17 protein-coding genes are annotated in these 17,450 nt (G+C 71.4%); 2 read left to right on the forward strand and 15 right to left on the reverse strand.

Going from position 1 to position 17,450, the window contains the following annotated elements; all coding sequences use genetic code 11:
- Positions 1-114: 114 nt before the first annotated feature.
- The 3 genes from ACPYN5_RS14490 to groES all read right to left on the reverse strand — a co-directional run bounded on the left by ACPYN5_RS14490 (position 115) and on the right by groES (position 3,084).
- A complete protein-coding gene (locus ACPYN5_RS14490; RefSeq protein ID WP_424449695.1) occupies positions 115-1,473 on the reverse strand; it encodes an ABC transporter substrate-binding protein in 1,359 nt (452 codons plus the stop codon).
- A 231-nt stretch (positions 1,474-1,704) separates the two neighbouring features.
- Positions 1,705-2,646, reverse strand: a complete 942-nt coding sequence (gene rarD, locus ACPYN5_RS14495; protein ID WP_424449696.1) for an EamA family transporter RarD — start codon at positions 2,644-2,646, stop codon at positions 1,705-1,707.
- Positions 2,647-2,787: 141 nt separating this feature from the next.
- Positions 2,788-3,084, reverse strand: a complete 297-nt coding sequence (groES, locus tag ACPYN5_RS14500) for a co-chaperone GroES (protein ID WP_023954390.1) — start codon at positions 3,082-3,084, stop codon at positions 2,788-2,790.
- A 143-nt stretch (positions 3,085-3,227) separates the two neighbouring features.
- Here groES and ACPYN5_RS14505 point away from each other — a divergent pair, with 143 nt between their 5' ends.
- Entirely contained in the window at positions 3,228-4,454 is a 1,227-nt protein-coding gene (locus ACPYN5_RS14505) for a THUMP-like domain-containing protein (RefSeq protein ID WP_424449697.1), read from the forward strand.
- Here ACPYN5_RS14505 and ACPYN5_RS14510 read toward each other — a convergent pair.
- From ACPYN5_RS14510 to coaA, 10 genes are all read right to left on the reverse strand, one after another.
- A complete protein-coding gene (locus tag ACPYN5_RS14510; RefSeq protein WP_424449698.1) occupies positions 4,433-4,882 on the reverse strand; it encodes a hypothetical protein in 450 nt (149 codons plus the stop codon). The genes ACPYN5_RS14505 and ACPYN5_RS14510 overlap by 22 nt on opposite strands.
- Positions 4,879-5,946, reverse strand: a complete 1,068-nt coding sequence (gene tsaD, locus ACPYN5_RS14515) for a tRNA (adenosine(37)-N6)-threonylcarbamoyltransferase complex transferase subunit TsaD (RefSeq protein ID WP_424449699.1) — start codon at positions 5,944-5,946, stop codon at positions 4,879-4,881. Before tsaD ends, ACPYN5_RS14510 begins: the two co-directional genes overlap by 4 nt.
- The gene (gene rimI / locus ACPYN5_RS14520; protein WP_424449700.1) at positions 5,943-6,410 is read right to left on the reverse strand and encodes a ribosomal protein S18-alanine N-acetyltransferase; all 468 of its coding nucleotides are present in this window, start codon (positions 6,408-6,410) and stop codon (positions 5,943-5,945) included. Before rimI ends, tsaD begins: the two co-directional genes overlap by 4 nt.
- Positions 6,407-7,069, reverse strand: coding sequence for a tRNA (adenosine(37)-N6)-threonylcarbamoyltransferase complex dimerization subunit type 1 TsaB (tsaB, locus tag ACPYN5_RS14525; RefSeq protein ID WP_424449701.1), 663 nt, complete (start codon positions 7,067-7,069; stop codon positions 6,407-6,409). The genes rimI and tsaB overlap by 4 nt, the downstream gene beginning before the upstream one ends.
- Before the next feature lie 36 nt (positions 7,070-7,105).
- Complete coding sequence (gene tsaE, locus ACPYN5_RS14530) at positions 7,106-7,609, reverse strand: tRNA (adenosine(37)-N6)-threonylcarbamoyltransferase complex ATPase subunit type 1 TsaE (protein WP_424449799.1); 504 nt, start codon at positions 7,607-7,609, stop codon at positions 7,106-7,108.
- Positions 7,609-8,742 (reverse strand): alanine racemase, encoded by a 1,134-nt coding sequence (alr, locus tag ACPYN5_RS14535; protein WP_424449702.1) that lies wholly within the window; start codon positions 8,740-8,742, stop codon positions 7,609-7,611. The genes tsaE and alr overlap by 1 nt, the downstream gene beginning before the upstream one ends.
- Positions 8,739-9,095, reverse strand: a complete 357-nt coding sequence (locus ACPYN5_RS14540) for a holo-ACP synthase (RefSeq protein WP_424449703.1) — start codon at positions 9,093-9,095, stop codon at positions 8,739-8,741. Before ACPYN5_RS14540 ends, alr begins: the two co-directional genes overlap by 4 nt.
- A 25-nt stretch (positions 9,096-9,120) precedes the next feature.
- The gene (gene glmS, locus ACPYN5_RS14545; RefSeq protein ID WP_424449704.1) at positions 9,121-10,971 is read right to left on the reverse strand and encodes a glutamine--fructose-6-phosphate transaminase (isomerizing); all 1,851 of its coding nucleotides are present in this window, start codon (positions 10,969-10,971) and stop codon (positions 9,121-9,123) included.
- A 70-nt stretch (positions 10,972-11,041) separates the two neighbouring features.
- Entirely contained in the window at positions 11,042-12,166 is a 1,125-nt protein-coding gene (locus tag ACPYN5_RS14550) for an esterase/lipase family protein (protein WP_424449705.1), read from the reverse strand.
- A 1,045-nt stretch (positions 12,167-13,211) separates the two neighbouring features.
- Positions 13,212-14,168, reverse strand: coding sequence for a type I pantothenate kinase (gene coaA / locus ACPYN5_RS14555; protein WP_424449706.1), 957 nt, complete (start codon positions 14,166-14,168; stop codon positions 13,212-13,214).
- 65 nt (positions 14,169-14,233) lie between these two features.
- On the opposite strand from coaA, the gene ACPYN5_RS14560 reads away from it, so the two are divergent.
- Positions 14,234-15,178 (forward strand): Ppx/GppA phosphatase family protein, encoded by a 945-nt coding sequence (locus tag ACPYN5_RS14560; protein ID WP_424449707.1) that lies wholly within the window; start codon positions 14,234-14,236, stop codon positions 15,176-15,178.
- On the opposite strand, the gene ACPYN5_RS14565 is transcribed toward ACPYN5_RS14560, so the two are convergent.
- Both ACPYN5_RS14565 and ACPYN5_RS14570 read right to left on the reverse strand, forming a co-directional pair.
- Positions 15,139-16,914 carry an ATP-binding protein gene (locus ACPYN5_RS14565; protein ID WP_424449708.1) on the reverse strand — a complete coding sequence of 592 codons (1,776 nt, stop codon included), beginning with the start codon at positions 16,912-16,914 and terminating at the stop codon, positions 15,139-15,141. The two genes, ACPYN5_RS14560 and ACPYN5_RS14565, sit on opposite strands and share 40 nt — an antisense overlap.
- A gap of 87 nt (positions 16,915-17,001) precedes the next feature.
- The gene (locus ACPYN5_RS14570; protein WP_424449800.1) at positions 17,002-17,448 is read right to left on the reverse strand and encodes an FAD synthase family protein; all 447 of its coding nucleotides are present in this window, start codon (positions 17,446-17,448) and stop codon (positions 17,002-17,004) included.
- Between the last annotated feature and the right edge of the window lie 2 nt (positions 17,449-17,450).

Genomic DNA, 17,450 nt, shown 5'->3' on the forward strand with positions numbered 1-17,450 from the left:
CGGGCGTCGACTGTCAACCCAAGCCCCCGCGCGAACCCAGCCCAGCACGCGCCCCACCCCACCGCACGACGAAGGGCCCCGGTCGGTCGACCGGGGCCCTTCGCGGAATCGGACTCAGCCGACGCGGACGAACTCGTAGTTGTTGTCGTCGCCGTACTCGAAGACACCGATGGAGGCCTCGGTCGGGTCGCCCACCTCGTTGAAGGTGATGGGGCCCGAGACGCCGTCGTAGTCGGCTGCCTCACCGGCGATGATCAGGTCGGCGCACTCCGCGAACGTCGTGCACTTCGTGCCCTCGCCCGCACCGCCCGAGACCGCCTGGAGGTTGGCTGCGACATCCGGGCCCGCCGTCGAACCGGCCTGCAGCGCCGCAAGGGCGAGCAGGACGATCGCGTCATACGACTCCGGTGCGTAGGTGAAGTCCTGGAGCTCGGCGTTGCCGGCTCCGGTCCAGAACGACTGCAGGTCGTCGCGGAACGAGGCGATCGACGCGGGGTCCACCGCGGGGTAGGTTCCCTTCGCGCCGGCCATCGTGCCGGCCTCGAAGTCCTCGCTGAAGTTCGCCAGGTTGCCGTCGACGAGGTACAGCTGCTCGGGGGTCACCTCGGCTCCCAGCAGCTCGGGGATGATCGTCTTGACCTCTTCGAACGTGATCAGGGCGATCGCGTCGGGGCCTGCCGCGAGCACGTCCTCGACCTGGGCCGAGAAGTTCGTGTCACCCGTGTTGTACAGCGACGTCGCGACGACCTCGCCACCGGCTGCCTCGAAGGCCGCCTTGGTGAAGCACGCGAGGCCGGTTCCGTACGAGTCGTTCAGCACGATCATGCCGAGGGTCTCGTTGCCGTCAGCACCGATCAGGTTGCCGAGCACCTCGCCCTGCAGCACGTCGGAGGGCGCGGTGCGCCAGTACAGGCCCTTGTCCTCGTAGCCGGTGAACTCAGCCGAGGTGTTCGCCGGCGAGAACTGGATGGCGTCGGCCGCGATGACCTGATCGATGAACTGCAGCGACGTTCCCGAGGATGCCGCACCGACGATCGCCGTGGCGCCCTCGCCCAGCAGACGCGGGATCTCCGTCTCGTACGCCTTGTTGTCGGTGTCGCCCGAGTCGCCCTGCTTGAGGTCGATCGTGATGCCCTTGCCGGCGGCGTTGACCTGCGAAGCGGCGAACTCGGTCGCCGAGATCTCGGGCGGGCCGAGGAAGGCGAGGTTGCCGGTCACGGGCAGAGCCGTGCCGATCGTGTACGTGAGGTCGGTGCCGGGGCCCGTGGAGGACGAGGCGTACTCCGGCGTGTACGACGCGGGCTCGGCGGCATCGCAGTCGATCGGGAAGTCGGCCGAGGTGCTCCCGCCGGAGTCGCCCGACGCAGCGGGTTCGCTGTTTCCGGCACAGCCTGCGAGGACGAGGGCACTCGCGCCGATCACGGCGATACCGCCGAGGACCTTCGCGGTGCGGGAACGGGTGAGAACGCCCATTGTGCTCCTTGATGAGTGTAAACGCGGCGCCGAAGCCCCGCGAGGTTGGGTCAAACCTAGTGGCGCGCTCGCGTCGGCGATGTTGCGATGTGTTAACGGTCTGTTACGCGACCGAATCGTTATCTCCGGAGCCTCGCGAGACGCGGGATTCCGCGGGTGGGACCGGTGCCAAGGTCATCGGCTCGCGAGCCGGAATGCGACGCCGACCCGCGTGGGGCCGCGGGCGGCTCGTCAGACGACGGGAGCGACGTCGGATGCCTCGGCCGCGCGCTTCGGGCGACGGGCGGCGCGCAACGAGTCGACCGTCAGTACGACCAGCGCCAGCCAGACGAGGCCGAACCCGATCCAGCGCTCGAGGGGCATCGGCTCGCCGAGGATCCACGCGCCCGTGATGAACTGCAGGATCGGCGCCACGAACTGCAGCAGGCCGATCACCGTCAGGCTGCTGCGGCGGGCGCCGGCTGCGAAGAAGAGCAGCGGTACGGCGGTGACGACGCCGGCGAGAGTCACGAGGACCGTGTGCCCCCCGCTGATCGAACCGAAGACGAGCCCGCCGGTGACCGCGACGACGATCGCCTGCACGATCGCGACCGGTGCGAGCCAGAGCGATTCGAGGGTCAGCCCGCTGACGGCATCCACCGACGGTCCGATCTGCTTCTTGACCAGTCCATACGTTCCGAAGCTCGCGGCGAGCGTGAGCGCGATCCACGGGAACGCCCCGTAGCCGACGACGATGACCCCGACCGCGACGGCGGCGATGCCGATCGCGACCCACTGTGCGAGGCGCAGCCGCTCCTTGAGGACGAGGACCCCGAGCAGCACCGTGACGATCGGGTTGATGAAGTACCCGAGGCTCCCCTCGATCACATGACCCGTGAGGGTGCTGATGAGGAAGACCTGCCAGTTCACGTAGATGAGCAGGCCCGCCACGATCGTCCAGAGCACCAGGCGCGGGGTGCGCAGGATCGTGACCAGCTTTCCCCATCCCCGGAGCACCGTCAGGAGGATCGCGCAGAAGACGAGGGAGAAGAGGATGCGCCACGAGACGACCTCGAAGGGGCCCATCGGGGCCAGCGTGAGGAAGTACAGGGGCATGAAGCCCCACAGGACATACGCCGAGAAGGCGTAGACCCCACCGAGCGAGCGTTCACGGGCGGGGTCGAGGGGTGTCACGAGCCAAGCATAGGGCGGGTCATGACACAGGACGCCGGTGGCGGACTGCCATCGATCGCCGTCGACCCGCCAACGCGCCTGCGAGACATGGCGAAGGCCCGGGTGCGGTGTGCACCCGGGCCTTCGCGGAAGAGCTCTGCGTCAGCGGACCACGACGGCGAGGACGTCGCGCGCCGAGAGCACGAGGAACTCGTCAGCGCCGAACTTGACCTCGGTTCCGCCGTACTTGCTGTAGATCACCCGGTCGCCGACGGCGACGTCGAGCGGAACGCGGTTGCCGTTGTCATCGATGCGGCCGGGGCCCACGGCCACGACCTCGCCCTCCTGGGGCTTCTCCTTGGCGGTGTCGGGGATGACCAGACCACTCGCGGTGGTCTGCTCGGCCTCGACCTGCTTGATGACGATGCGGTCCTCGAGCGGCTTGATGGAAACCGACACGGTCTACCTCTTTCTCCCACAAGACTGGTTGGCAATCTCACCCTGAGAGTGCCAAATCAGAGTCTAGAGGGACGTTGGCACTCATGCAACGCGAGTGCCAACGTCGCCTCGTCAGCGGTGGCCCCGCCCCGTAGGCTGTCGTGGTGGATCACGCCGAGCTCGCCGCGTTGCTGACTCCCGAGGGACTCCGTCTGGTCGACACCCTGCGCATCTCGTCGACGGCGGATGCCGCGGCCGCGGTGTCGCGGCTGCGGCGCGAGGGCCTCTCCCCCGACCTCGTCTCCGGGGCCGTCGGCCAGGCCCGCCTGCGCGAGCGGGCGCGGGCGAAGTTCGGCCCCTTCGCCGACCGGATGCTGTTCACCCGCGCCGGCCTCGAGCAGGCCACCCGGCTGGCCGTCGCCGCCCGTCACGCGGGACGCTTCCGCGACGCGGGCGTCACACGGGTCGCCGACCTCGGCTGCGGCATCGGCGGCGACGCGCTCGGGTTCGCCGGCATCGGTCTGGACGTCCTCGCCGTCGACGCGGACGAGATCACCGCCGCCATCGCCGCCTACAACCTGGCCCCGTTCGGCGGATCCGCCCGGGTGCGGCACGGCCGCGCCGAGGAGACAGATCTCGGCGACATCGACGCGGTGTGGCTCGACCCCGCCCGACGCACCTCGGGGCACGGCGAGACGCGGCGCGTCTCGGCATCCGACTACACGCCTCCGCTCGACTGGGCGTTCGACCTCGCCCGCCGGATGCCGAGCGGCATCAAGCTCGGCCCGGCCTTCGACCGGGACGACCTCCCCGCAGACGTCGAGGCCCAGTGGATCAGCGCCGACGGCTCGACGATCGAGCTCGTGCTGTGGTCTCGGACCCTCGCCCGCCCCGGAGTGCGGCGCTCGGCCCTGGTGCTGCGCGGCGATCGCGCGGCGGAGCTCACCGCGGCGGATGACGCCGCCGACGCCGAACCGCGCGATCTCGGCGCCTACCTGCACGAGCCCGACGGCGCCGTCATCCGCTCCCGGTTGATCGGCGAGGTGGCCCGGTCGCTCGACGCCGGCATGCTCGCGGGCGGCACGGCGTACATGACCTCCGACGACGGGCACACGAGCGCCTTCGCGACCACCTTCCGCGTCCGCGAGGTGCTGCCGCTGAAGACGCGAGACATCGATGCGGCGCTGAAGCGCGCGGGCATCGGCATCCTGGAGATCAAGAAGCGGGGCGTCGACGTCGACCCCGCACAGTTCCGCAAGAAGCTCACGCTCGCGGGCGACGGGTCGGCGACCCTCTTCCTCACCCGCGTCGGCGATCGGCGCGTCGCCGTCCTCGCGGACCGCGTCGACGATGCGGGCGAGCGCCCGGCTCAGCCGAGCAGCCCCGCCTGAGCGGCAGCCCACACGAGCCATCCCGCGCTGTAGACGACCGAGAGCGCCCCGAGGCAGAGGGCCCACACGGCGACCGTCCGGCTCTCCCACGGACGGCGGACGGCGAGCACGGCCATGACGATCGACGCGATGCCGAGCGGGAAGGCCCACCCGACGAACAGGGAGAGCACGAGCGCCACGACCGAGAGGCCCAACGCCCACGATCCCGACCGGGGCAGGGCCTCGGGAGCCGGCACCCACTCGACGCGCGGCTCCGGCGCCACGGGCTCGACCTCGGGCAGGTACGCGAGAGGCGTGGGCTGTGTGAACTCCCGCTGGAACCCGCCGCGGTGCTCCCCCGGGAGAGGGGCTGCCTCGGGAGCCGGCGCGACGTCGTCGGTCGGCGCCTCCACTGCAGGACGCGCGCTGCGCGTCCGGTCGTCGCTCACGCGCGCACCTGGATCTCGGTCACGGGCAGCGTCGAATCGGCGCCGAACGACAGGGTCGAGGGCTCCGCACCCGACGAGACGAGCTCGGCGGCGAGCGCGGCGATCATCGCGCCGTTGTCGGTGCACAGGGTGAGCGGCGGGATGCGCACCGCGACACCCGCCGCCGCCGCGCGCTCGATGGCCACCTCGCGCAGCCGCCGGTTCGCGATCACGCCGCCGCCGAGCAGAAGACGGGGCACACCGTGCTGCGCGCACGCGTCGAGGGCCTTCGTCACGAGCACGTCGACGACCGCTTCGCGGAAGGACGCCGCGACATCGGCGACCGGTACGGTCTCGCCGGCGGCCTCGCGCTGCTCGACCCACCGCGCGACCGCGGTCTTCAGCCCCGAGAAGGAGAAGTCGTAGCGATGCGCGGCCATGTCGGAGGCTCGCGAGAGGCCCCGCGGGAAGCGGATGGCGTCGGGGTCGCCGTTCGCCGCGGCGCGATCGATCTCGGGGCCGCCGGGGTAGGGCAGGCCCAGGATGCGGGCGATCTTGTCGAACGCCTCGCCGGCGGCGTCATCCATCGTCTCGCCGAGCATCTCGACGTCCGAGACGAGATCGCGCACGAGCAGCAGCGAGGTGTGCCCCCCGCTGACCAGGAGCGCCACCGTCGGGTACTCCACGTCGTCGCCGGTCAGGATGTCGGCCGCGATGTGCCCGACGAGGTGGTTGACCGCGTAGAGCGGCTTCCCGAGCGACACGGCGAGGGCCTTGGCGGCACCGACGCCGACCATGAGCGCGCCGGCCAGTCCCGGCCCACTCGTCACCGCCACGGCGTCGAGGTCGCGGAGCGAGACGCCCGCCTCGGCGACCGCCGCCTCGATGGCCGGCTGGAGCGCCTCGAGGTGCGCTCGCGCCGCGACCTCGGGCACGACGCCGCCGTATCGGGCGTGCTCGGCCATCGAGCTCGCGATCGTGTTCGACAGCAGCGTGCGACCGCGCACGATGCCGATCCCCGTCTCGTCGCAGCTGGTCTCGATGCCCAGGACGAGCGGTTCGGCGCGGGCCGGGGTGGTGGTCATCGGTCGGTCCCGCCCTCGCTTCGCAGGTTCAGCTGCATGATGATCGCGTCCACATCGTCGGGCTGGTAGTAGCGGGGGCGCCGGGCGATCTCGGCGAAGCCTTCCGACGCGTACAGTCCCTGTGCGATGGGGTTGTCGGCACGCACCTCGAGGAAGACCTCGCGCGCTCCGCGCTGGCGGGCCTCGTCGATCAGCGCCCGGAGCAGGGTCCGGCCGCGGCCGGTACCGCGGAGGGCGGGCTCGAGGGCGATGGTCTGGATATCGGCGTCGGCCGCACCCCGCACGGCCCTCACTCCGCCGTAGCCGACGACGCGGCCGTCCTCGACGTCGACGAGGTACCGGCCGTGCGGCGAGGCGAGCTCGGCCGACATCGCGGTGCGGCTCCACGCGTCCGACGGGAAGGACGACTCCTCGAGCGCCATGATGGCCTCGAGGTCGTCGCGGGTGGCGGTGCGCAGGCTCATGTGCCGACCTTCTTCGGACCGGCGGGAACCGAGACGTCGGGCGCACGCAGGTACAGCGGCTCGGCGGCCGCGGTGTCGACGGTGCCCGCAGCGAGCCGCTCGGCGGCGATGCGCGCGAGGGCCGCGGCGCTGATCGACGTCGTCTCGGGAAGCTCCGAGGCGGGGACGCCGAAGAGTCCGACAGGCTCCGCCGCGGCGCGGAGCACGAGGTGGGGATCGACGACGCGCACCGGCATCCCGTTCTCGACGCGGTAGACCGAGACGGCGAGCTCGCGTCGGCGCGCGTCGGTCACGACGGCGACCGGCTCGCCCTCGACGGGGGCGGCGCCGCCCGTGGCGAAGGCGGGATCGACGCGGGCGCGTGCGGCGGCGTCGTGGCTGGCGATGGGAATGAGCGGGATGCCGCGGCCGAGCGCGAACGCCCGAGCGGCCGCGATGCCCACACGCAGCCCCGTGAAGGGCCCGGGCCCCATACCGGCGGCGACGGCCGTGACCTCGGCGGGGTCAGTCGCCGCTTCCTCGAAGGCGCGGACGAGGAGGTCGCCGATGACCTCGGCGTGACCCCGGTGGTCGGGACTGAACGCCTCGGCCCGGACGGCACCGGCGGGGTCGACGATCGCGACGGCCGTGCCGATCGAGGTGTCGATGCCCAGAATCACGTCACCCAGGGTAGCCCGGCGCGCGGGCCGGTGCGCTCAGGGGCGGCGGGTGACGGTGACGATGCGGGGCGCGGCGTCGGCCATCTCGGCGGCAGCCGGACCGCTCGTGCCGCAGGCGTTGTCGAGGCCCGTGCCGCTCCAGCCGCGCTCGAGCTCGATCTCCCACCAGCTGTCGCGTAGGCCGTCGACCATGCCGTGTCCCCACTCGACGATCGTGACGCTCGCGTCGAGGTCGAGGTCCAGGTCCGACAGCTCGGCCGGCGAACCCAGGCGGTACGCGTCGACGTGGATGAGCGGGGGGCCGTCGACGAGCGAGGGATGCGTGCGCGCGATCACGAACGTCGGGCTCTGGATCGGGCCGCGGACCCCGAGACCGGCGCCGATGCCGCGGGTCAGCGTCGTCTTGCCCGCACCGAGCGGACCGGTCAGCACGACGAGGTCGCCGGCGCGCAGCCGCGAGCCGATCTCGCGTCCCCACGCCTCCATCTCGTCAGCCGACGTCACCTCGCGTCCGCCGAGGTACTCGTCCATTCCGCCCATCATCGACCTCCCGTCATCTCGGACGATACCGCCGTGCGGTGCACGCGCGGGCCGATACGGGTGACGATCTCGTAGTCGATGGTGTCGGCGGCGTCGCCCCACTCGGCGGCCGCGGGAAAGCCCAGCGTGGGGTCGCCGAAGAGCACCACCTCGTCGCCGATCGAGACGTCGGCGTCGCCGACGTCCACGACGAACTGGTCCATCGCGATGCGGCCCGAGACGGTGAACCGCCGGCCGCCGATGACCACCGGCCCGCGGCCCGACGCCTGCCGCGGCACGCCGTCGGCGTATCCGAGCGGTACGAGGGCGAGCGTCGTCTCGGCGGCGGTGCGGTGGGTGTACCCGTACGAGACGCCATGGCCGGCGGGCACGCGGCGGACCGCGGCGACCGAGGTGCGCAGCGTCATCGCGGGACGCAGCCCGAGATCGGCCGAGGAGCGCTCGGGCAGAGGCGAGAGGCCGTAGACGGCGATTCCCAGACGGACGCAGTTCAGCCGCGCCTCCGGCAGCGCGATGGCCGCGTTGGAGGCGGCGATGTGACGCAGCGGCGGATGGACTCCGACCGCTTCCGCCTCGGCGAGCGCGTCGCGGAACCGGCCCAGCGCGGCGCGGTCGTCGTCGAGGCTCGTGTTCGAGAGGTGGCTGAAGACCCCGATGACCCGCACCTGTCCGATGCGTTCGAGGCGGGCGGCCTCGGCGCAGACGCGCTGCCACTCGCGCGGCTCGACGCCGTTGCGCCCGAGGCCCGTCTCGACCTTGAGGTGCAGGCCGAGTGGATGCCCCGCGAATGCCGCGGCCGCTGCGGCCTGCAGCTGCGCGAAACTCGAGATTCCGAGTTCGACGCCGTGCTCGGCAGCGCCGCGGAAGTCGGCGTCGGGTCCGTGCAGCCACGCCACGATCGGTGCGGTGATGCCGGCGCGACGGAGGGCCACCGCCTCGGCGATGTCGGCGACTCCGAGCCGTGTCGCGCCGCCCGAGAGCGCGGCCGTCGCCGCGCGGACCGCACCGTGCCCGTACCCGTCGGCCTTGACGACGGCGATGACCTCGGTCTGGACGAGGCGGCGCATGTGGCGGACATTGTGCTCGATCGCCTCGACGTCGATGAGCGCCTCGCGCAGCGGCCGCGCGGTCATGCGGCATCCTCCGCGACCACGTACGCCGTGGCGAGGTTCGCGTCGTGCGACAGCGACAGGTGCAGCGCCGTCACTCCTCGCGCGGCGACGGTCGCAGCCGTCTCACCCGTGAGCGCGAAGACAGGACGACCCGACGTCTCCGACGTCACTTCGATATCCACCCAGTGCACGCCGTCCGAACCGCCGAGGGCCTTGATCAGCGCCTCTTTGGCGGCATACCGGGCCGCGAGCGATCGCGGCTTCAGAACGCGCTCGGCAGGCGAGAAGAGCCGCTCGCGCAGCCGGGGGGTGCGCTCGAGCGATCGCTCGAAACGCGAGACGTCGACCAGGTCGACGCCGATGCCGACGATCACGGCATCCCCCTCTGCCCGCGCCGGGTCACTCGACCGTGACCGACTTCGCCAGGTTGCGCGGCTGGTCGACGTCGAGTCCCTTGGCGGTGGCGAGTCCCATCGCGAAGATGTGAAGCGGCACCACGGCCAGCAGCGGCTCGAACAGCGGCTCGGCCAGCGGGATGCGCAGCACCTCGTCGGCGAACGGGAGCACAGCGGCATCCCCCTCTTCGGCCACCGCGATGATGCGGGCACCGCGCGCGCGGATCTCCTGGATGTTCGAGACGACCTTCGCGTGCAGCAGCGGCGAGCTGCTGGGCGAGGGGACCATCACGAACACGGGCTGACCCGGCTCGATGAGCGCGATCGGCCCGTGCTTGAGCTCACCGGCGGCGAAGCCCTCCGCGTGGATGTACGAGATCTCCTTGAGCTTGAGGGCGCCCTCGAGGGCGATCGGGTAGCCGACGTGGCGGCCGAGGAAGATCACCGAGCGGGTGTCGGCCATCCAGTGCGCGAACTGCTCGATGTGCTCCTGCTCGGTTGCGAGGACCCGGGCGATCTTCTCGGGCACGGCCTCGAGCTGACGGACCTGCGCCGCGATCGTCTGGGCGTCGAGCGCACCGCGCACGCGTCCCACGTGAAGGGCGAGCAGGTAGAGCGCGGTGATCTGCGCCACGAAGGCCTTGGTCGAGGCGACGGCCACCTCAGGGCCGGCGTGCGTGTACACGATCGCGTCGGACTCCCGCGGGATCGTCGCGCCCTGGGTGTTGCAGATCGACAGGGTCTTCGCGCCGGCTTCGCGGGCGTATTTGACGGCCATCAGGGTGTCCATCGTCTCGCCCGACTGGCTGATCGACACGACGAGGGTGCGGGGCCCGATGACCGGATCGCGGTAGCGGAACTCGTGGGCGAGCTCGACGTCGACGGGCACGCGGGCCCACTGCTCCAGCGCGTACTTGCCGACCATGCCGGCATAGGCTGCGGTGCCGCACGCGATGACGATGATGCGGTCGATGCCCGTGAACAGCGCGTCGAGACCGTCGAGCTCGGGGATCTGCACGAGACCGTCGTGCACGCGCCCGCGGATGGTGTTGGCGACGGCCTCGGGCTCTTCCGAGACCTCCTTGGCCATGAACGACGACCAGCCGCCCTTGTCGGCGGCCGCGGCATCCCACACGACCTCGAAGGGCTCGACGTCGACGGCGTCGCCCGAGAAGTCGGTGACGGTGACCTCGTCGGGGGTGATCGCGACGATCTCGTCCTGGCCGATCGCGAGGGCGTGGCGCGTGTGCTCGACGAACGCGGCGACGTCGGAGCCGAGGAAGTTCTCGCCGTCGCCGAGGCCGATCACGAGCGGCGAGTTGCGGCGCGCTCCGACGACGAGGCCGGGCTGATCGCGGTGCAGCGCGAGCAGCGTGAACGCACCCTCGAGCCGGGAGACGGTCGCACGGAAGGCTTCGACGAGGTCTCCGGATGCCGCGTACTCGCGGCCCAGCAGCGCGGCCGCGACCTCGGTGTCGGTCTCGCTGCGGAAGGTGTGACCCTCGGCGACGAGCTCGGACTTCAACTCGGAGAAGTTCTCGATGATGCCGTTGTGGATGACGGCGAGCTTGTCGTCGTCGGCGAGATGCGGGTGCGCGTTCTCGTCGGTGGGGCCGCCGTGCGTCGCCCAGCGGGTGTGACCGATGCCGGTCGTGCCCTCGGCGAGCGGGCGGGCGGCGAGATCGTCGCGCAGCACCTGCAGCTTGCCGGCGCGCTTGCGCGTTCCGAGGCCGCCCTCACCGTCGATGACGGCGATTCCGGCGGAGTCGTAGCCGCGGTACTCGAGGCGGGCCAGACCCGAGATGAGGATGTCCTGGGAGGGACGAGGACCCACGTATCCGATGATTCCGCACATGGGGTCCATCCTAGATCGCGCGGCATGGCGCGCCCCGCGCCGGCGTCGGCGCGCGCGAGAGAGGTGGACCTCAGGCCCGTGGCGCTCCGTTCAGCGCGGCGAGGACGGCGTCGACGACCTCGAGGTTCGCGAAGATCGCGTCGTGACCGCACGAGCCGCCGAACGGAGGCGCCGCGACCTCCCCCGACAGGATCATCCCGAGCCCGGCGAAGCCCGGGGCGAGGTCGGTTCGACACGTGACGACGGTGGCGGTGTCGGCATCTGCGACGGCGGAGGGCTCCGCCACGAGGCCGTCGCCGAGCCGTGCCTCCCACGTCCGCCCGGTCGGCAGCGGCACGGCGACGACGGCCGATCCCGCGATCGCGTGCACTCGCAGACCCGCGGGCCAGTCGGGAAGGTCGGCCAGGTCGGCGGATCCGGCGCGCAGCGCCGTACCCCCGGGTCCGAGCGCCGCGATACCGGTGCGGATGACGGGCGGGAGATCGCAGCCGCCGCGCGCGTCGCTGGCGAGCTGGTTGTTGCACACCGCCCCGATCCACGGCAGCACGAGATTCTGCAGCACCGGGATGCTCGACATCGACGCGCGGATCGTCGCGGCGATGTCGACCGCGACGTTGGCGATGTCCGACCCCTGCGTGGGGGTGCCGACCGTGACGACCTCCCCGATCAGCGCGGCGGCGCCCGGATCGTCGCGGAGCGCATAGCGCAGAGCCAGCCCGCCCATCGAGTGCGTCACGATGTCGACCGGACCGCTCACGGATTGGGCGATCGACCGGATGGCGGCGGCCAGATTGTCGGCCGAGCCGTTGGAGCCGACCCAGCCCGCGGAGTTGGCGGAGTAGTCGAACGCGTACACCGCCACACCGGGCAGCGCGTCGAGCCGCTGCTGCAGCGATGCCGACATGCCACGCGTCACGGGTGCGCCGGAGCCGTCGCGCCACTGGACCGGCCGGGAGAACGGCGACCGGGCGAACGACCGCTGGCCGTCTCCGTCGGGGAGCACGGTGCTGAGCCACCCGTGGACGAGGAGCACCGCGCGGGAATCCTGCTCGCCCTGCTCGCTGAAGCGCACGACGCGGTCACCGAGCGCGGCGGCCACCTGGCCCGTGGCTCCCGCCGGCGCGAACGCCGACGACGCCGCGGCCGGTGCGAGCGTCGCGGTCGCTGCGAGCACGGCGACCGTGCTCAGGGCCACGAGTGAGCGCCACCGGGAACGCCGGGGGGACGCACGCGAGCGCGCGGACCGGACTGCGCGCACGAGAGCGCGCGAACGCCGCCCCAGATCCATGATTCATACCTAGCAGGTTGTGATGACGGGTGCGTAACGGAAACAGCGGACGACTTCTCCGCGAAGTAAGACGAGGGCCCTCTCGAGTCAGCCATTTGGGGACTGATTTACTCGAGAGGGCCCCGCAACACCCGCACGCTCTCGGCCGGGCCGTTGGGGACGGCGGGTCGACCGAATCACCGCTTGGGGAACGGTTCGAGTACTGCGCAGGCGAGAGAAGCTTACCGGAAACGAAGCTGCTCGACCGCTATCACGGAAAAGTCCACTTTGTCCCCCTATTGGCGGACACGAGTTTCGGCGGTAGCATCAAGCTCGATGCGTTGACTCCCCGCTTTTGGGGGGCGCGGGAGTCGCGAGGCGCGTCGAACTCAAGGTGTCGATGGGGATCTGTGCACCGTGGGGGCGTTGTGCAGTGCGCAGCCGCGCACGCGCACTGCACAACGCACACGGGATGCCGCCCGCAGCCGACATCCACCCGAAATCCGTGCTTCCCGTGAGCGTGCCCCTCTGACATACTGAGCGCAGCCCGCGGCCTCGGCCCGGGCGGAACGCGGGGCTCACGGACTCGCCGGGATGGGACCCGGCGCGCTCGGCCCGGCGGTATTGGGGAACGAGAGTTGGAGTCTTCCGCTCTCGCTGGGGAATGGGGACAAGGATGACGAGGCGATTCCACGCGCTCGCACGGCTGCTGGGGAGCAGTCGTCGCTGCGGCGTCGACCGAGTCGGTCGGACTCCGCTCCGTCGGCCACGGCCGGCACTCCGATATACGCCACTCGGATGTGGCGGCTCACGCTCGATCACCGCGACCCGGGCCCCGGCCACGCCGGCTCGTCCGACCGGACCGCGCGGTTTCGGGTTGCACCCCTCCCCCTGAGCGGGGGTCGTCACAACCAGGCGTGCCCGTCATCCTCACGGATCGGCGGGCACGCCGCCCGTCTCATCCGACCGGGTGTCAGACCTTGCGCAGGAGCACGCGCTCCACCGCGTGCGAGGCGCCCTTGCTCAGGATGAGCGTGGCGCGATGCTTCGTCGGCAGCACGTTCTCAAGGAGATTCGGCAGATTGATGTCGTTCCAGAACCCGCGCGCCATGGCGACCGCCTCGTCGTCGTCGAGGTCGGCGAAGGTCTTGAAGTACGACGACGGGTTGTTGAAGGCCCCGGCCTTGAGCGCCATGAAGCGATCGACGTACCAGCCCCGGATGTGCTCGGCGTCGGCGTCGACGTAGATCGAGAAGTCGAACAGGTCGCTAACCGCGACTTCGTGCGGTGCCGGTGGCGGTGCGAGGACGTTCAGTCCCTCGACGATCACGACATCCGGACGGCGCACGGTGATCTGCGCGTCGGGGACGATGTCGTATCGCATGTGCGAGTAGAACGGCGCGTGCACCTCGGGCGCACCCGACTTGACCTCGGTGAGGAACTCGATCAGCGCGCGCCGGTCGTACGACTCCGGGAAGCCCTTGCGCGCCATGAGCCCGCGGCGCTCGAGCTCGGCGTTGGGATAGAGGAAGCCGTCGGTCGTGACGAGCTCCACACGAGGAGTCCCGGGCCAGCGGCTCATGAGCTCCCGCAGCAGACGGGCCACCGTCGACTTGCCGACCGCGACCGACCCGGCGACCGCGACGACGAAGGGCGTGGTGCTGTCCTCCTCACCGAGGAACGCGTCGGTGTCGGCCCCCAGACGCCGGGTGGCGCTGGCATACAGCGACAACAGCCGGCTCAGCGGGAGATAGACCTGCGCGACCTCGCCGAGATCCATCCGGTCACCGAGTCCACGCAGCTGGACGATCTCGGTCTCGGTGAGCGGCTGCGTCACTCCCGCGGCGAGCCGTGACCAGTCGGCGCGGCCGATCTCTCGGTACAGCGCGGGGGCGAGCGGCGTCAGCGCCTGCACATCTTCTGGGGACATCGCGCTCATCGTAGCCCGCGCTCGCGCCCGGCACGGCGTGACCAGGCTGCCACTACTGTGAACCTGTGCGTCTGGGAGTCCTCGACATCGGTTCGAACACGGTCCACCTGCTCGTCGCCGATGTCCGCCCCGGTGGGCGCCCGCTCGCTCGGACGAGCAAGCGGACCGTTCTTCGCCTCATGCGATATCTCGAGCCCGACGGATCGATCAGCGACGACGGGGTGCGTGCGCTGGTCGCAGCCGTGACCGAGGCGGTGGCCGTCTCGCGCACCGAGAACGTCGTCGAGCTGCTCGCCACGGCCACGAGCGCCGTGCGCGATGCGACCAACGGGCCCCGGGTCATCGCGGCGATCGAGGAGGCGCTCGGCCAGGACCTGCAGGTGCTGGGCGGCGAGTCGGAGGCGCGGTTCACCTTCCTCGCCGTGCGTCGCTGGTTCGGCTGGTCCGCCGGGCAGATCCTTTTGTTCGACATCGGCGGGGGCTCGCTGGAGATCGCGGCAGGCAGCGATGAGCTGCCCGATGCCGCCGCGTCGGTGCCGCTCGGGGCGGGCCGGATGACGGTGCAGTTCCTCGCCGCCGACCCCCCGGGCGAGGAGGCTGTCGAGCGCCTGCGCGAGCACGCCCGGACGACGCTGAAGCCGGTCATCGCGGCGATGTCCGACGCCCCGCGACCCGATCACGTCGTGGGGTCGTCGAAGGCGATCCGTTCGCTCGCGAAGCTCGCGGGATACCCGGTGCCGGGCTGGTCGGGGATCGAACGGATGACGCTGCCGCGCTCGGCGCTGGGCTCGTGGATCCCCCGGCTCGCCCGCATCCCGGCATCCGCTCGGCAGGAGCTTCCCGGCATCACCGCCGACCGGACCTTCCAGATCGTCGCCGGCGCCGTGGTCCTGCACGAGGCGATGCGGGCATTCGATGTCGACGAGCTCGAGGTCTCGCCCTGGGCGCTGCGCGAAGGAGTGCTCCTGCGCTACATCGAGTCGCTGTCGTGGAGCGCCCCGCGACCCTGACCGGCGGCCACGGGCGTCACAGCGGCGATCGGCACGAGGGCCTCGAGCACGACGTCGTCGCCCACCTGGAACACACGCGCCGACGACCCGAGCCCCGAGACGCCCAGGCCCGGTCCGCGCGTGTCGCCGCGCAGCCGGCCGGGCGTGCGGATGCGCACCGCCACAGCCGATCCGTCGTCGGCACCGTGCACCTCGATCGCCGCCGAGCGCGCTGCGGCGTGCTTGACCGCGTTGACCAGCCCCTCGGCGACGACCGCGACCACGCGGGTCGACACCAGCGCGTCGGCCATCGCGGTCGCCGCGGCCGGGTCGACGTCCGATGACACCGTCAGCACCGGCTTCCAGATCGCGACCGTCTCGGCCAGATCCGCGGGCCGAGCACCCGGCGACCCTCCCGCTTCGAGCGCGTCGGACAGCCCCGCGCCGATCGCGAGCTCGAATGCGCGGATGTCAGCCGCGGTCGCGACCTCGTCGTCGACCTGGGCCGCGAGCATGACGCAGCTGCCCTGCACGCGACCGTGAAGGACCTCGGAGGCGTGCACCAGGTTCTGGCGTGCGCCGGAAGTCTGGTCGGCGGCGGAACGGACGACGGCTCGCAGCGCCCGGCCGAGCCGGCGCGATTCGACCCTGCCCCGGTGGACTGCTCCAGCGCACAGCGCCGCGATGATCGCGACGGCGGGGAGGGCGACGACCGTGACCAGCGGCACGGCGGTGTGCCCGCCCACGATCGGCACGGCGGCGGCCGCGGCGACGATCCCGGCGCCCACCCACACCGCGACGATGCGGACGCCGCGCTCGTGGGGCGCACAGCCGCGGGAAAGGTGCCGACTGACGTGGTCGGCGCCGAGGCAGAGGACGATGATGCTCACGGTCACCACGGCCGCGAGCGCCGGGCCACCGGTGCGCAGCGCGAACGGCGCACTCCCGGCGGCGAAGATGACGCCGACGAGGCCCACCGCGGGCGGCCGCAAGCGCTCGAAGAAGGTCCGCACGCCGCTCGCCACCACGGGCACGGCCCGGTCAGCGGCGACCTCCGCCAGTTCGAGCCCGGCTCGGTCTCGAGCGCGATGACTCACCGCACGCACACCGTCGGAGAAGACGCGGACCCGTTCGAAGTCGAGCGGTGCCGAGACGAGCGCCGTCAGCGCGCCTCGCAGCTCGGCGACCTCCGCCGCGAGGAACTCCCGGCTCTCCCTCTCGTAACGGCCCGCGCGGCGCTGTTCGTCGGTCACCGCCTGCAGCGCGTCGACCAGGCGGGTCCGCGCCGTCCGAGAGCTGGCGTAGAGCTGCTCCGTCACCGCGACGAGCGAGAGGACACTGACCCACGCGACGACGTTGGTGACGATGCGCTCCGCCCACGCGGGGTCGGCTCCGAGACCGAAGACGCCGACGGCAAGGGCGTCGTTGAGGAACGGTCGGGCGACGGCCGCCGCGACGAGTGCGCTCAGCACGAGGGCTCCCCGCGCCGCCGGCGAGGACATCCGGCGCTCGGCGAGCGCGACGGGCAGCAGAGCGCCGGCCAGCGCCGAGGCGACGAGCAGCGCCGAGAGCTGAGCGGTCACGAGCTCGAGCGCCGTGTCGATCGATGCGTACGGGGCGAGGACGATGGCGGAAAGAGGAAGGGCGATGAGCGCACTCCAGGTGGTGAAGAACCGCCCGCCCGACACGGCATCCCACCAGATCACGACGCCCGGGCGCAGACGCGCTCGACGTCGCGATGCTCGCCCCCAGCTCACATCCGCCCCCTCGAACTCGGCGGTCGATCCCTCGCTGGCGGAAATCCTAGCGAATCGCGATGACGCGGGTGGACCGGCCGGCACGCCTCAGGCGCTCGCGGCGCTGCGCCCGCGATCGGCCGCCGCCGCGAGGGCTCGTCTCAGCTGCGTGCTCGAGGTGTGAGCGGTATAGGGGAAATAGACGACCTCGACGCCGACGCGCGCGAACCGCCTCTCCAAGTCGCGCCCACGTTCGGTGTCGCGCCAGTCGTCGCCCTTGAAGAAGTGCGTGAAACCGACTTCCCGCCAGGCATCGAGCTTGTCGGGAACGCGCTCGATGTGAACGTCGTCCACGAAGTCGATATGGCGGACGATCTCGGCGCGTTCGTCGGTGGGGATGAACGACGAGATGCCCTTGGTGCGCAGAAGCATCTCGTCGCTCACCACCCCGGCGATGAGGATGTCGCAGTGCTCACGGGCACGCCGAAGGATCTGCAGATGGCCGATGTGAAAGACATCGAAAGCCCCCGCGGCGTATCCGATCCGCTGTGTCATAG

Origin of the sequence: Microbacterium arborescens (assembly GCF_049707515.1) — a bacterium.
Lineage (GTDB): Bacteria > Actinomycetota > Actinomycetes > Actinomycetales > Microbacteriaceae > Microbacterium > Microbacterium arborescens_B.

Excerpts from the sequence above, each read along its gene's own strand:
- glmS (WP_424449704.1), bottom strand. The coding sequence starts at position 10,971 with ATGTGCGGAATCATCGGATACGTGGGTCCTCGTCCCTCCCAGGACATC.
- alr (WP_424449702.1), bottom strand. The coding sequence starts at position 8,742 with ATGACCGCGCGGCCGCTGCGCGAGGCGCTCATCGACGTCGAGGCGATC.
- tsaD (WP_424449699.1), bottom strand. The coding sequence starts at position 5,946 with ATGACCACCACCCCGGCCCGCGCCGAACCGCTCGTCCTGGGCATCGAG.
- tsaE (WP_424449799.1), bottom strand. The coding sequence starts at position 7,609 with ATGGGCGGAATGGACGAGTACCTCGGCGGACGCGAGGTGACGTCGGCT.
- ACPYN5_RS14570 (WP_424449800.1), bottom strand. The coding sequence starts at position 17,448 with ATGACACAGCGGATCGGATACGCCGCGGGGGCTTTCGATGTCTTTCAC.
- coaA (WP_424449706.1), bottom strand. The coding sequence starts at position 14,168 with ATGTCCCCAGAAGATGTGCAGGCGCTGACGCCGCTCGCCCCCGCGCTG.
- rimI (WP_424449700.1), bottom strand. The coding sequence starts at position 6,410 with ATGAGCCTGCGCACCGCCACCCGCGACGACCTCGAGGCCATCATGGCG.
- ACPYN5_RS14490 (WP_424449695.1), bottom strand. The coding sequence starts at position 1,473 with ATGGGCGTTCTCACCCGTTCCCGCACCGCGAAGGTCCTCGGCGGTATC.